This is a genomic window from Bradyrhizobium sp. 76 (assembly GCF_023073025.1).
Taxonomy (GTDB): domain Bacteria; phylum Pseudomonadota; class Alphaproteobacteria; order Rhizobiales; family Xanthobacteraceae; genus Bradyrhizobium.
In genome coordinates this window covers 1-14209 of record NZ_JADPIS010000066.1, presented here as the reverse complement: position 1 = coordinate 14209, position 14209 = coordinate 1, and the positions used below count along the sequence as shown (strand labels likewise).

The following is a 14209-nucleotide window of genomic DNA, read 5'->3' as shown; positions in this document are numbered from 1 at the left end:
TGCCGAACCAGTGTATTGCCGCGCCACTCCGCACGAGGCCTTACCCTGCTTGAGAAAGCCGGTCTCGTCGATCACCAGCACCGCATCGTCATCCGCCAAATGCTCGATGACATAGTCGCGCACGATATCGCGCAGGGCATCAGCGTCCCAATCCCCGCGACCCAGGATCGCCTGCTGACGCCATGGGCCAGGATCGCCAGCCGCCTCCGCGCGCATCCAGCCGGTCTTGCGCTGCTCATCTCCGAGCAGACCTTCCAGGAACAAGCCTGCATTCGTCGCAACACGCTCTTGCGTGAACAACGGACGTATCCGCTGCTTGATCTCTCGAAGCGACGCCGCCCACAACGCAAGCGTCTCCTCAACCGACGCGGCCCGCGTCCACGACATTCGAATCATGGTTGCCCATGGATTCAGAAGTCTGCAAACAAAGCAACTGTAATGCTAGCCTTGGCAATTGATTGAGATGACCGCCACTGGCACTGCATAGCGCCTTCCCGCCTTCGAGATCCAGCATAAATCTGGCCACGCTGCACCTGATGGGCGCGCTCTCTTACCGCCGTGTAGTCATGAAACGCGATCGTTATCTTTTGCTGGATTATCAAGATGGATCATCTTTTGCTCGCCAATCGCTCACCTGAACGGAAGTCTCATGATGCAAACTCGACAGAAACGTTGCGAGGCTTGCCTTGCCCGACTGTGACTTTCGAAGAATAGGACTTCATCGAGAAGGATGCTGTAATGAGCGAATTAGCAGGGCTTCGAATGCTGGATGAGGAGAGGCATTTTCGCTTACATAAGATCGCCAAGCGTCGGCGGAACGCGATGGAGTCACGTCCGAGCGGCTTAGATTGGCGACGTCGAGTGCTTCGCATTAAGGGGGAATGCAGACCGAACGCCGATGCTCCTTCGCGCCTTTGTGACGCGGGATTCAATTCAGATGGAGCCTATATGCATCCTGAGTGGGACCGGGGTGCGGCATGGCCGATCTAGCCGACAAACGTCCTGTCGCAATCCGCGCTGTGCTTCCGTTCGTTTTCCGCCACTGGCTGCTTCAGCCCTACCGCGCCGCCGTTGTGCTGGTTGGATTCCTCGGCGCAACGGCGGCCGACCTGTTCATGCCAGTCTACTCTGGCCATCTCGTCGACGCATTTACCTCGGGCCCTTACAAGGAGGCGGCGCGACATTCCGCGCTGGCGGCCTTCGGCGGCATCGTCGTGCTCGGCCTGGTTTCGGTGATTCTGCGCTTCATAGGTCTGCGGGCAATCGTTCCGTTTACGCTTCAGACGATGTCGCACGTGGCCCGTGAGATGTTCATGCGCATCCAGCGGCTCTCGACCGATTGGCACGCCAACTCTTTCGCCGGTTCGAGCATGCGGAAGATCACGCGCGGCATGTGGGCCCTTGACCTACTCAACAATACCATCCTGATGTCCCTGTTGCCATCCTTGACGGTACTGATTGGTTCGATGATCCTGCTCGGGCTACATTGGTCTGTGCTTGGTGGCGTAATCGCGATCGGGTCGGCATTGTTTGCCGCAATGACGTTGATATTCTCGGTCCGCTATATCGGGCCTGCCGCACGTGTCTCGAACGCGTGGGACACCAAGATCGGCGGCACGCTAGCCGATGCTCTAACTTGCAATGCGGTGGTGAAATCTTTCGGCGCGGAAGCGGGGGAGGATGCTCGGCTCGCCCGAATCATCGACCGCGGGCGCATGCGGCTGCGGCGAACGTGGCTGCGCTACAATTGCGCTGTCATGTATCAGCACTCGCTTCTTTTTGTGCCTGCGGGCGTCAGTGATCGGTGGCGCGGTGCTGCTGTAGATGGCGGGGCTCGCCTCGCCGGGGGACGTCATCTATGTGCTGACCAGCTACTACGTTATTCACGCGTATCTGCGCGAGGTCGGCTCCAGCGCTCAGTCGACGACATGGAAGAGGTAGTCGCAATACATAAGGAGCCGATCGGGATTGCCGATGTGCCGGACGCAAGGCCGCTCGCCATTGATGGCGGTGAGATCGTATTCGACAACGTCACTTTCCAGTATGGCGGCAACGGGGGGGCCTCTCTATGATAAAGCTCGACATAAGCGCCGGCGAGCGAGTTGCTCTTGTCGGTCGCTCGGGCTCGCGGCAAAACGACCTTCGTCAAGCTCGTTCAGCGGCTTTACGACGTCTCGGCCCGGGGCCGATATGGCGGCGATAGAGCGGGCGGCGCGGCTTGCCAATGCGCACGAGTTCATCCTGCGCCTGCGTAGGGGGATATGGTACGCTGGTCGGTGAGCGGCGCGTCAAGCTCTCAGGCGGTGAGCGGCAACGCGTGGCGCTGGCGCACACGTTTCAAGCAGATGCGCCGGTCCTTATTCTGGACGAGGCGACCTCAAGCCTCGACCCGGAATCGGAGGCCCTCATCCAAGAAGCGATGGAGCGGCTTATGAAGGGCCGCACCTCGATTGTGATCGCGCACCGGTTGTCGACAGTGCGCTTCCTCGACCGCATTCTCGTGTTTGATGGCGGCATCGTCGCCGAGCAGGGCACCCATGCTGCACTGACTAAGCGGCCCGGCGGAATCTATCGGCGGCTGCTCGAGAGCCAAGCAGGCTAGCTAGTAAGGACGGCAGGACCTTCGGTCGTTGAGCCGCAAGGGGAAATTGAAGGTTACGTCAAACGAAGAGGCCCGGCCAGGAAGCCGCGACCCGGCTGAAGTTGAACAGATGGGTAACGTTGACAGAAATGCACATCGCTAGCTGGCGAGTAGGTGCTCTCAACTTCCGCGAGTCATCAAACGACGGCCATTAAGCGCCGGGGGCTGGCGCTTGGGCGAGTTGCTCCTTGCGCGGCTGAATTCGACGGCCGGCACGGGTGAGATCCTTCAAAATACCCGTTCTGCGCCGAATCTCACCGTCAATATACGATGCATTGCATCAATCAATGTAGAGAAGTGGCTACAGTGCAAAGGAGGCGCACGTTGATTTCGAGTGCGTACTTCGGCACACAAGGCATTGTGCCGCTGTGACGTTCTCATCCCAGAATGCCGCAGTGGAATCGACCTCAGTCGATTGGGCAAGCCGGTGACGCGCTATGTGCTGATCTCGTTCGTCGTATTCTTCCTCCTGCGGCGAACACAGTCTGGCCGCCCGTTTGGTAAGAACTCAACTGCCCGGTGGCGCTTGTAGCACTTGCCAATGATGAACCCTGAGACCACATCGAGCGCCGCAAACGGCGAGGTCGTACCATGCCGCCCATAGCGTACGACGCTCCGGTATACTGGGCATCATAAGAAAGACCGGCTGCTCGCGATCGAGCACCTGATCGTGGCTTTTCTCATCGGCGCTGAGGACAGCGTTCGGTTCGGCTGGCGTAGGTAAAGACCGATGATTTGCGTACGTTATCGACAACAGCGGATCCCTCGACAGCGAAAGTGTGGCTACGGTGCGGCTGCAAGCCGAACGCCGCGCACATTCGGCGGATCGCGTGCATGGAAAAGAGGTAGTTCCGGAGCCATCGAGCGGATCGACCAGTGCGTCGCGTGGGCTGGCATCGTCGGCAATCTTCGCTCTATCGCCGCGGCATCCGTCGTTGAGGCGCGAGGGCGGCCAGGGGGGCTTGGTCAAGCGGGCCGTTACAGCGATCCTCGAAAATCGCCGGCACCCTTCCCCAACGATCTATTCATGAAGGCGGAGTTCGGCAGCCACGGACTTGCTTTGTAGTCATCCGCACACCGCAGATCGCGCGGCACCGCTCAGATGCGAGCGGGCAAACACGATGATGGCGAATTTTCGTTCCAGCAGGACCGCTCCTCCCCACTCAGTGCCAACGGCGCGATTGGCCGGCCTCCTCCCAAACCTGCATTCGCCACAAGTGCTCTCCTTGAAAGGTGAGCTGCTGCCGGTTTGATGGACACCGAGATGAGGTGTTTCATGAAGCCGGAAGTGGGCGATGAAGAGACGGAAGTTCAGTCGCGAGTTTAAGATCGAGGCGGTCAAGCTGGTTAGGGAGCGTGGAGTGTCGGTGGCGCAGGCCGGGCGCGACCTGGATGTTCATGAGAAAGTTCTGCGCAGATGGGTGAAAGAGTTCGGCTCCGATCCGGTGCAGGCCTTGCCCGCCCACGGGCAGATGAAGCCGGAGCAGCAGGAGGTCGAGCGGCTGCGCCGTGAGGTCGCCAAGCTGAAGGCCGAGCGGGATATCCTAAAAAAATTGTCGAGCGTTGTGGCGCGCCTGCGCGGGGCTAAAACAGCCTTGTGGTATCTTCTTGGCTGGGAGGGTAGCGGCCGTCAGCTTATTGGAGGCAGAATCCCCGTTAAAAAACGTGGTCCATGGGTGCATGCGGACTTGGGAGTGGTGACGCTGCTCCGGCGGCGATCCCGATTAGGAAGATGACGATTGGCATAACCCTGACCCTCCTGCCCATTTTTAAATGGAGGACCTGCTTATGCCCAAGATGACGACCGGTGACCGCCCGGAGTTGAAGCCGGTCAATGTCGGCGCGGCCGCCATCGACATCGGATCAAAGATGCACATGGCTGCGGTGAACCCACCCTGCACTGATACGCCAGTGCGCACCTTCGGCACATTCACAGAAGACCTGCATCATCTGGCGGACTGGTTTAAGGCGTGCGGCGTGACGAGTGTCGCGGATGGAATCCACCGGCGTCTATTGGATCCCGGTTTACGAGATCCTGGAGCAGCGCGGGTTTGAGGTCATTCTGGTCACCGCTCGCTACGCAAAGAACGTGCCCGGGCGCAAAAGCGATGTCAGCGATGCCGCATGGTTGCGCCAGCTTCATTCCTATGGCCTGTTACGCGGCAGCTTCCGACCTGATGCCGAGATTGCAACCCTGCGCGCCTATCTGCGCCAGCGCGAGCGGTTGGTGGAATATGCCGCTGCCCATATCCAACATATGCAGAAGGCCCTGATGGAGATGAACCTGCAGCTCCATCACGTGGTTTCGGATATCACGGGCGCGACCGGCATGCGGATCATCCGAGCTATTGTTGCGGGCGAGCGCAATCCCGACGTGTTGGCAACCTACCGGGACGTACGCTGCCATTCTTCCATGGAGACGATCCGCGCCGCACTGGTGGGCAACAACCGACATGAACATGTCTTCGCCCTGACCCAATCGCTGGAACTCTACGATATCTACCAGGCGAAGATGCTGGACTGCGATCGCAAGCTCGAAGTCTTGATTGCTGCGTTGGGCAACAGAGGGACAAAACCGGGCAGAAAGCTATCCAGGCCACGCGTAAAGACCAAGCAGGTCAACACACCCACGTTCGATGTCAGGACCGCGCTGTATGGTGTGCTCGGCGTCGATCTCACCGAGATCCATGGATTGGGTCCGTCGCTCGCCTTGAAGCTTATCGGCGAGTGCGGCACAGATCTGAGGGCATGGCCGACCGCCAAGCACTTCGCCTCCTGGCTCTGCCTCGCACCGGGCAACAAGATCTCCGGCGGCAAGGTGCTGTCTTCGCCTGCGCGACGATCCTCCACTCGGGCAGCTGCGCTGTTGCGGTTGGCGGCCACCACAGTCGGTCGAAGTGATACAGCGCTGGGAGCATTCTATCGTCGGCTGTCCTCACGGGCAGGTAAGTCGAAGGCGGTGACAGCGACCGCCCGCAAGATTGCGGTCTTATTCTACAACACGCTCCGGCACGGCATGAGCTACAAGGATCCCGGTGCTGACCAATATGAGCAACAATATCGCAGCCGCATCGTCGCCAACCTTCAGCGGAGGGCCAAATCGCTAGGCTTCGTGTTGCAGGCCATTCCGGAGGACGCCAATCGGCGGCATACCCGTCGTTCTCGACAAGTAAATGGCTGACGCTGAAAAACGTCTTGTTCGCTTTTACGAACTGGGACTTCTCGCTCCTGATGGGCGCGATCTACTTCCTGCTCTCCGTCCTCATCTCGCTGCGTGATCGTCCCGACGTCTACGCGTTAATTGCTGCGGTTTTCGGGGCGTCCTTGATCGGGTACACGATCAAGCAGGAGGACTCGACCAGGTTCAAGATCTGGTTCTCGAGGCCATCCATGCGGCTGCTCATGTCGTCGTCCTCATCTGCGCCGCGCGATATGCGATCGCATTCAACAATGAGAATTTCGCTTGGAGCGGAGAGTGGTGGGAGGTGTGGAAGTGGTTCGGCCTTCTCGCCACCGAGATGGTACCGGTCGGCTTTCTGATCGGGAGCACGCTGTTCGGTTTGAATATGCTCATCACCTGCCTATTTTTTAGGATGAACAGGAATGATGCATTCAGTTCGCTTCGTATCGGCGCTTACAATAGCTTCCTGCGCTTTCGACTGACGGAACACGGTTTTGATATGTTTGTTGTTGGGCTTGAGAGCGTGCCGCGGCGGGACGACTGGGTTGCCAATCCCAAACACGACAAAAGGAAGCCCAATCAGAGGTCCCGGTGTCTATTCCGAAGGTTGAACTCAAACCGCACCTCATCGAAAAGGTTGAGGTCAGATTTCGGCCAAAGGAGCCTGCCTCGACCGTTTAGGTTAGCAGGCTGTTGAAGAACTCAGCCGCGTTCGCAAACGACGGCTGAATCCTCGCCATTGGCCGAGAGCCCGGCGGCAGTGCCGATCACAGCCCATCGGTGGCCATAGGTCGGATCATTCTCGTCGTGCGCTTCCCATGTGAGCTCCGCGCACGCCGCTCCGTCGCAGGTGCCGTAGCGCACGTCTAGGGCTCTCGAGAGCCGCAAAGGCGATTTCGCCATCGAACTTGCCCTGGAGGATGAGATGCGCCTCCTCGACAAGATCGAGGAAGCCGCTGTTCCCGTTGTCCATCTCGAATGCGCCAAAAAGCGCGTGCAGCAGCATCGCCCGCGGCAGCTTCTCGGGCGGGGTCGACGGCCGTCCAATCGGCAAATAGAGCGCGGCAAACTCCGTTTCAACGCAGCCAGCAGTTCGTTCACGATCGTCTGGCGCAGCGGAGATCACGTCGCACCCGCGCCGCCAGGTCAACGTAGCTGAACAGCGCGCCCGTTCGATTGTCGCCGCCGCGCACGCATCATCTCCAAATCTCGTCGGAGCCAGTGAATCATGGTCGCCGGGCAGCTCTCCTTCTTCGGCGTCGGAACAAATTTGCCGCTGCAGCCGGTTGGCCTCAAGCTGCGTTCAGCGGTCGCGGCGGCTTCACACGCGATTCCAGTGGAACAGATAGAGCAAAAACAATCAGCACGAAGGCGCGACAGCCCGGCGGTGCAACGACAATGCCCGAGCACGAGCCCAAAACTGCGCGAAGTTGATGCCTGTGAGCGTCAGCGACTACGCCTCGCCCGTAACCTGCTCGCTGACAGCGAATTGTCAGGCGGGCCATCAGCTCTGTGCGGCTGAGACTGGAAAGCACGCGCACTTTGCGGCGCGACGTCGCTGACTGCACTCGAGTGGCTGGGTTGCACTACGGCGAGTGTCTTTGCTTCCACTCTGCGCTTGCGCCCTCGGCCTCAACAAAGCTGCAGCCCTTTCGCTCGACGACACGAGCGATCGAGATTTTCGCGGCGCCGGACAGTCAGCTCGAACTGCTCTATCTCCCCGGTTCGAGCGCGCCGTCGCGCGATCCGGGCCTGAGCGATCATGTAGATCTGCGCGGTATCGAGGACCATTGGCGCGTGATGGGTGCGTTCAACCGGATCGAGACCATCTCCTTGTCGAGGGCTGCAACTGCAAGCCCCACCCATGCGCCAGACCCGCATCAATCTTCTGACGGGACCTCGATCGGAACAGTAAAGCCTACCTTTACGCGGTCCATTACAACCATCGTCTTGAAACTCTTAATATCTAAGTTCTCATAGAAGAATCGCCGGGTGAACTGCTCATAATCTTCCATGGTACGTGCGGTAATGTATAGGATGAAGTCAGCATCGCCGGTAACGTAAAATCCACTGACGACCTCATTTGACGACTTGATGGCCTTCTTGAACTTATCGATTATGTCCGAGCGCTCCCGCTCAAGGCTCACCAGCACCAGCATTTGAATAGGTCTTCCGACCGCTTTCGCCGAAACGATCGAGATGTCGGCCTCTACAATACCTCCCGAACGAAGCCTCTTCACTCGTCGTTGACACGCCGTGGCAGAAAGACCCACCATTTCGCCGATTGCCTCGGAAGTTAGGCGGTTATTTTTTTGGATGATCTCTAGGATGCGGGCATCTATTCGGTCGTATCGCATACGAGGGCCTCCCTCCAGTCTCTGGTATCGTCGCAAAAAGTCTGTGCGTTGCAGGAGATCGTTCTAACAAGCGGGAAAACGTCCCCCAAACGCGCTTGGGAGATCGGTATCTTGATTGCGTGAGATTTGGAAGAAGACATTTAATGCACTTAATTCCATTTTGGTATGGAGCTCTTCCAAATTGGTATTGGCCTTCAGAGCCGGCTCGTCCACAATCGTCGCGTGGCATGATTTAGTCAAAGGGAGGGGCAGAGAATTCCCTTCGCGGCATCAAAGCTCCCCATCCTGCTTCCGACGAGAGGCTAACAGCTTGCGACGTTTGTAGAAATCGAGAACCCCTCGTCTTGTCTCGATGTGCAAAGCCAACGAGCTTAAGGATGCATGGGCGCTGGCCTCCTTTTATCGTCGCATTGCCGAGCGGACAGGCGAAAAGTCCAAGCCCTTCACTATCGCTGGAATCAGAATGTTTGCAGCCTGAGATGTGCTATGGCGGCCGACCAAGCATACTCGGCTCAGGTCTTGCTCAGCCCGCCCGAGCAGCGCGAGACGCCTTGTCAAATCGATAGCTGCCAAATGCGCTATTGGAGAGTTTAAACGGGGTACAGAGCGGACGAACAAGAGCGCCACGACGTCGTCCGCGCATTCTGAACGATCGTTCGCAAGCGTACAAATGTACGTGCGCGCTCTGAATCGCACGCGGCCTGGAGTGCGCTGCGCTACTCTGATGATCGATCGTTGCTACGAAGCTAATGGCACATACATTCACGCCGATCCCCGGGCAGAACGAGGTATATAGCTTCGGTTCGGCGCTCGACTGCGAAGCTTCGGCGCGTTTGCGGACTCGACAGTGCGCTGCGCCAAGTGTCCACTTTTTCCTGTCTGCCAGGGAGAGGAACCAGTGGGCCTTGAGACATTCGGCCCGGAAGCGGCCGTTGAAGGCCTCGATGAAGCATTGTCGGTCGGCTTGCCGGGCCGCGAGAAGTCCAGTTGGACGCCGCGCTGGTAGGCCTACACGTCAAGATCGCGATGCGAACTCGCTGCCTTGATCGACGCGGATCGTTGCCGGGAATCCCACTTCCTTGCAGGCCCCTTCCAGTACTTCCACGACGTCGCTGCTGCGGAAGGTGAACCGCGGCGCCAGCGGCGGTGAGAAGCGCGAGAAAATCGACGATCGTGAGCACGCGCAGCTTACGTCCCGTTGCCAACTGATCTAAACAAAATCCAGCGCCCACGTCCCGTTCGTCGTGTCGCCGGCCGGCGATCATCGCGTAGCTTGGCCTTGACCCGGCGCTTCGCCGTTTTGTTGCGCAATTGCAGACCGCCCAACCCGCGATCGACATGCCGCGTCCTGATCCGATGTTCGAGCGCAGCCTCGCCGGAGCGGCGCGATTTGTAATGGTAGGTCGATCTGTCGAACCCGAGCGCCGCACAGATCCGGCGGATCGAGACCTGCCACCCGCTGCGGACTTCGTCGACCAGCTTGCGCTTCCGGCCAGGCTTCATAGCTTCGGCGGATCACATCCTGCAGCATTTCCTTGTCGAGCGACAGATCGGCGGCTAGCTTCTTCAGCTTGACGTTCTCGTCCTCGAGCTGCTTTAGCGGCCGCATCTCGGTCGGCAGTAGCCCGTCATACTTCTTCTTCCAATTGAAGTAGGTCGCTGGCTGATGCTGGCCCTACGGCAGATCTCCGCCACCGCAACGTCGTCGCTGCCCTGCTTCGGGATGAACGCCTTCTGGGCGTCCGAAAACTTCGAGGCCTTCCTCGTTCGTCGCTCCACCACAGCCGGGAACCCGTAATCCGGGTTCAAACAAAGCTGGGGCACCAGAATCCTCATTCGCTTTGTTAGCCCGTCGCATTGGGTTTGTAGACCTGACCGAACCGATTACCGAGGAAGTCTGCTAATGCGATTTCCTCCTGTCGCACAAACCCCCTCATCGTTAGCCTTTCCTGCGCCAGAAGGTCGAAGATGGTGACAACGCTTGCGGCTGTGGTGATCTGGATGGCACTTGCGTTTATCCCTGCAATCATTCCTGCATAGACCTTGTTTGCATAGGTTTCCTGCAGATATTGTCCATTCCGCCAGCCGCAGACGGTGACGAAGATGACGACCACATCCTGCATGGTCGCGGGTAGCGCGCTCTCCAACAGACCCTTCAGAACATCCCGGCGATTCTTCAGATTCAGGTCATTGAGCAACGCCTTAATGATCGCCTGATGGCCAGGATAACGGATGGTGCGGTAGTTCATGGTGCGCACCTTGCCCTCCAGTGTCCTTGCCAGTGTGCCAAGACCGCCGGACGTATTGAAAGCTTCATAGGTTACGCCATCGAGCGAAAGTTCCTCCCGCTCCTCCATTGCCGGAACACTTACCAGTTTGCCTTCGACGATGGCTTCGCAGGGTTCGATATATTCGTTGATCAGGCCGTCGGTGCTCCAGGTCAGGTTGTAGTTGAGTGCGTTGGAGGGATATCGGGGTAGCGCGCCGACGCGCATGCGGATGCTGTCGACCGCATCGAAATGGCTCGCCAAATCCTGGGCGACAATCGAAATGAACCCGGGCGCTAGACCGCATTGCGGGATAAATGCGCGCTCGGCATTTTGGGCCAGAGACTCTAGCTTCTTTGTGGTAGCGACATCCTCGGTCAGGTCGAGATAATGCGTGTCTGCCTCCAGTGCCGCCTCGGCGATCTGTCCGGTCAGATGGTAGGGCGCGGCCGAAAGCACGGCGAATTTTCCATTAAGCGCGCTCACCAGAGTTGTGTGGTTCACAGCGTCAAGGATCACAGTGGAGATCGTGGAATGGCGATTGATCTTGGCGAGCTGCTCGCCACTAAGGTCGGCGACTGTCACTTTGTAATCGCCGGTTTCTGCCAGCATTAATGCAATCGCGCGCCCTATTCTTCCTGCCCCAATGACCATGACGTTTTTCATGTTTGTGTCCCTCCTTGCGGCTTGAAATTACTGGCTCCACACGCAAAGCAAATTGCTTGCCACCGCATGCGCCGCCGTTCGTTGGCATAAATACAGAAGAAACACGCGACCGTATTTTGATCCTTCATGAGCCGTGTCGGGTAGCTGACATGGGTCCGAGGGCCAACGAGTCGCGATTTCGAAAAAGTGAGCATCGCCAACCCGCGTGCGCTGGCATGCAATTTGCTGCTAGTAATCGCCACAGCAAATCGGGGGAGCCACGATCAGTATCATGGTTAGCATAGTAAATACTGTCGATAGCTCGACTTCAACTGCGGCGTACCCGGCAGAATCAGGCCCGTGCGATGAGCTTCAAACGGCGTCGCTCAATCGACAACATCCCCTCCGCAAGCCCCAAATTTACGGAGCCAGCAGGATAAGCTCCTCCGAAAATTTTGATGCGATCACAATTCATCAGAGTTCATCTAATGGCAGGAGTAGGAGACGAAGAGTATGCGTTTCCTGACATCAAAAGTTCCGTTGCTGCTCCTCTTACTCACATTCGGCGGCCATTCGCTTCCGACCCTTGCACAAGAGAAGGACTCTCTTCTAAATTGGGCGCATAGAGTTGGTCAGGCCAAGGTGGCGCTCGGCTCCGTGCCTCCTTGGATGATCGTGTCTCCGAGCGGAGAGGCGAGCGGTTATGCGGTCGAAGTGATGAGCCTGGCACTCAAGGGCATGGGCGTGCGCGAGATTACGCCTGTGCTTACGCCATGGGATGCTATGATCCCCGGACTGCTGGCCCACCATTTCGGCTTGATCGGGGCCGGCCTTGTAATCACTGAAGCCCGCTGCAGAGTAGTTGTATTTTCGGCGCCCATCATCGCAATGCAGGACGCGCTGTATGTCGTCACAGGAAACCCGAAACATTTGACGGGTTTTAGGCAGATTGCAGACTAGCGTTGAAATCAAGCTCGCTGTGATTACAGGGTCATCTCAGGAAGCATATGCGGTGAAGCAAGGAATCGCGCGCGAGCGACTTGTGCGGGTCCCTGACATTCAGGCTGGCGTCGCGACAGTAACGAGCGGTCGGGCGGATGCACTTGTAGTCGGTCAGTTCAGTATACCTAATGCGGAGCAGAAAGGCGTCGAAGGCGTGGTTGACAAAGAGGCCCCGATGAACGGGATTGCCGCGGCATTCCGCAAAGAAGACATACATTTTCGGGACGCATTTAACGAGCAGCTCAGCTTGTTGCGTAGGGACGGTAACATGCAACAGTTATACTTCGCGAAGTATCGAATCTCCAATTGGGATACGCTCGCCAAGTTCACAGAGGCAAGTGACATCGAACCAAGTTGCGATTAAGGAGCAACTACAGTGAAAGCTGTGTTGGAGTACTGGCCCTCGCTCGTGCAGGGCCTGTGGGTCACGGTGTGGGTATCAGTCTGTACCATCCTGTTTGCAGCGCTTGGTGCGATCGTCCTCGGCGCGCTCAGGCTCTCAAGCGGCGCGCGCGCGATTCGGGCGGCGTCGGTTGTCTTCATCGAGTTCATTCGGGGCCCCTCGGGTCTGGTTCTTCTGTTCTGGGTATTCTACGTGCTGCCGCTTCTGCCGGGCATGCCGCAATTGAGCCCCCTCGCGGCGGCGATCCTCGTGTTATCGCTCGACGGAGCGGTATACGGGGCTGAAATCGTGCGGGCTGGCATTGAGGCTGTGCATCGGGGGCAGCGCGATGCCTGTCATGCGCTTGGGCTGAACAAAATCCAGAGTCTCAGAAAGGTAATATTGCCGCAGGCGCTTTCGCAGGTCGTGCCCGCGTTCGGGAGCCTGGCGAGAGACATGGTCAAGTGGACTTCGATCGTGAGCTTCGTCGGCGTGCAGGATGTTCTCTATGTTGCGAACAACATTCGCAGCCAAACGTTCGACACGGTCACTGTCTTTTGCATGCTTGGTGCGATTTATTGGATCCTGTGCCTTCTTTGTGCTGCTGCTTTTCGCGCTCTTGAGCACTTTCTTCCCCTGAACCGCGCGCTCCGAGCGGCGCGCGTGGCGGCGCAGGTCGCGCCCAATGCCCGTGCGCTTGCCGGAGCTGCCCAATGACTTGGGATTGGAACTATACCTTTGAGATCCTGCCGCGCCTCATGCTGGGCGTTTGGTACACTGTGCTGGTGACGATTGCGAGTTCGGCGATTGCGCTAACGGCCGGTCTCCTGCTTGCGATCTTGGAGACTGCGAGTACCAGAGTCGGTCGTGCATTCGTCCGCTTTCTGCTTGAACTCTTCCGGGGGGTGCCCATCCTGGTCATGCTCTACTTCGCCTTTTATGTGTTACCAGAATTCGGCGTGACGCTTCCGGCACTGCCAATTGGAATCGGCGTATTGGGTATTGTCTATGCCGCATTCTGCTCGGAAGTGTACCGAGGCAGCCTGATCACAATCCCTCCTGCCATGCGCGATGCGTGTGTGGCGCTCAATTTGAGTTCGTATATCACATGGCGACGTGTGCTTGGTCCGCTAATGATCAAGCGGGCTATTCCTGCCCTTCTTAACTACGTGCTCGCTCTCTTCAGGACATCCGCCTACCTGTTTGCGCTCGGCGTGCCGGTGCTGCTGGGCGAGGCTCAGGTCGCCGGTTATGAAAACTTCCGTTACCTCGAGCCCTTCACGGTTGCTGGCGTCATTTACATCGCCATGAACTTGCCGTTCCTTTATCTCCTCTCCCGCTTCAAGGACAAGCATGTCTAGCAGCATGGAATTTGGCCAGGCCGGCCCCTTCGTACGCCCGACCAACACGGCCTCCAGCACGATGGAGGCGCATGCATCCGCTACCAACTCGCGACAGGCTATGTGGTCCATCGAATTCGAAAAAATCTCAAAATCGTTCGGCACTCACCGCGTGCTGATCGATCTTGACCTGCAAGTGCGGCCCGGCGAAAAGGTGGCGCTGATCGGCCCGAGCGGTTCAGGAAAGACGACCGTGCTGCGCCTGGCGATGACTCTTGAGAAGCCCACTGGCGGAGATATCAAGATTTTTGGCCAAAGCATCTTTTTCGACGCGGCTGGCAAACCGCTCCCGCGCGCGAAGGAGGCCCGAATCCGCCGTCGATGCGGCATGGTC

General features: G+C 58.1%; 9 protein-coding genes and 6 pseudogenes. 9 read left to right on the top strand and 6 right to left on the bottom strand.

The genetic code is table 11. The features are described from left to right. The coding region (locus tag IVB48_RS15860) for a transposase (protein ID WP_247400738.1) at window positions 1-396 on the bottom strand (396 nt) is incomplete at its 3' end. A 581-nt stretch (window positions 397-977) separates the two neighbouring features. Here IVB48_RS15860 and IVB48_RS15855 point away from each other — a divergent pair. Continuing rightward, window positions 978-2602: pseudogene (locus IVB48_RS15855) on the top strand (ABC transporter ATP-binding protein). A gap of 540 nt (window positions 2603-3142) precedes the next feature. Here the strand turns inward: IVB48_RS15855 and IVB48_RS15850 are convergent. Further along, a pseudogene (locus IVB48_RS15850) lies at window positions 3143-3856 on the bottom strand (IS630 family transposase); the annotation flags it as partial. An 80-nt stretch (window positions 3857-3936) separates the two neighbouring features. Here IVB48_RS15850 and IVB48_RS15845 point away from each other — a divergent pair. Both IVB48_RS15845 and IVB48_RS15840 read left to right on the top strand, forming a co-directional pair. Beyond that, window positions 3937-4194 (top strand): annotated as a pseudogene (locus IVB48_RS15845) (transposase); the annotation flags it as partial. Window positions 4195-4429: 235 nt separating this feature from the next. Beyond that, window positions 4430-5822: pseudogene (locus IVB48_RS15840) on the top strand (IS110 family transposase). A 985-nt stretch (window positions 5823-6807) separates the two neighbouring features. Here the strand turns inward: IVB48_RS15840 and IVB48_RS15835 are convergent. Further along, window positions 6808-7015 (bottom strand): annotated as a pseudogene (locus IVB48_RS15835) (IS5/IS1182 family transposase); the annotation flags it as partial. 35 nt (window positions 7016-7050) lie between these two features. On the opposite strand from IVB48_RS15835, the gene IVB48_RS15830 reads away from it, so the two are divergent. Then, window positions 7051-7344, top strand: coding sequence for a hypothetical protein (locus IVB48_RS15830; RefSeq protein ID WP_247400735.1), 294 nt, complete (start codon window positions 7051-7053; stop codon window positions 7342-7344). Between the two features lie 358 nt (window positions 7345-7702). Here IVB48_RS15830 and IVB48_RS15825 read toward each other — a convergent pair whose 3' ends face one another. From IVB48_RS15825 to IVB48_RS15815, 3 genes and pseudogenes are all read right to left on the bottom strand, one after another. Beyond that, the gene (locus IVB48_RS15825) at window positions 7703-8179 is read right to left on the bottom strand and encodes an Lrp/AsnC family transcriptional regulator (RefSeq protein WP_247400733.1); all 477 of its coding nucleotides are present in this window, start codon (window positions 8177-8179) and stop codon (window positions 7703-7705) included. Between the two features lie 857 nt (window positions 8180-9036). Continuing rightward, window positions 9037-9958, bottom strand: a pseudogene (locus IVB48_RS15820) (transposase); the annotation flags it as partial. Window positions 9959-10023: 65 nt separating this feature from the next. Continuing rightward, on the bottom strand, window positions 10024-11112 hold the full coding sequence (locus IVB48_RS15815) for a saccharopine dehydrogenase family protein (RefSeq protein ID WP_247400731.1): 1089 nt from the start codon (window positions 11110-11112) through the stop codon (window positions 10024-10026). A 492-nt stretch (window positions 11113-11604) separates the two neighbouring features. Here IVB48_RS15815 and IVB48_RS41005 point away from each other — a divergent pair, with 492 nt between their 5' ends. The 5 genes from IVB48_RS41005 to IVB48_RS15795 all read left to right on the top strand — a co-directional run. Next, a complete protein-coding gene (locus IVB48_RS41005) occupies window positions 11605-12051 on the top strand; it encodes a transporter substrate-binding domain-containing protein (RefSeq protein ID WP_253075326.1) in 447 nt (148 codons plus the stop codon). A 19-nt stretch (window positions 12052-12070) separates the two neighbouring features. Further along, window positions 12071-12457 (top strand): transporter substrate-binding domain-containing protein, encoded by a 387-nt coding sequence (locus IVB48_RS41000; RefSeq protein ID WP_346658993.1) that lies wholly within the window; start codon window positions 12071-12073, stop codon window positions 12455-12457. 12 nt (window positions 12458-12469) lie between these two features. Continuing rightward, window positions 12470-13192 (top strand): amino acid ABC transporter permease, encoded by a 723-nt coding sequence (locus tag IVB48_RS15805; protein WP_247400729.1) that lies wholly within the window; start codon window positions 12470-12472, stop codon window positions 13190-13192. After that, window positions 13189-13836, top strand: a complete 648-nt coding sequence (locus tag IVB48_RS15800; protein WP_247400727.1) for an ABC transporter permease subunit — start codon at window positions 13189-13191, stop codon at window positions 13834-13836. The genes IVB48_RS15805 and IVB48_RS15800 overlap by 4 nt, the downstream gene beginning before the upstream one ends. A gap of 4 nt (window positions 13837-13840) precedes the next feature. Then, window positions 13841-14209: ATP-binding cassette domain-containing protein (locus IVB48_RS15795; RefSeq protein ID WP_247400725.1), on the top strand; the 369-nt coding region annotated here is incomplete at its 3' end.

Bases quoted from the DNA above. Each gene is read 5' to 3' on its own strand.
- IVB48_RS15815 (WP_247400731.1), bottom strand. From the start codon at position 11,112: ATGAAAAACGTCATGGTCATTGGGGCAGGAAGAATAGGGCGCGCGATT.
- IVB48_RS15830 (WP_247400735.1), top strand. From the start codon at position 7,051: ATGGTCGCCGGGCAGCTCTCCTTCTTCGGCGTCGGAACAAATTTGCCG.
- IVB48_RS15800 (WP_247400727.1), top strand. From the start codon at position 13,189: ATGACTTGGGATTGGAACTATACCTTTGAGATCCTGCCGCGCCTCATG.
- IVB48_RS15825 (WP_247400733.1), bottom strand. From the start codon at position 8,179: ATGCGATACGACCGAATAGATGCCCGCATCCTAGAGATCATCCAAAAA.
- IVB48_RS41005 (WP_253075326.1), top strand. From the start codon at position 11,605: ATGCGTTTCCTGACATCAAAAGTTCCGTTGCTGCTCCTCTTACTCACA.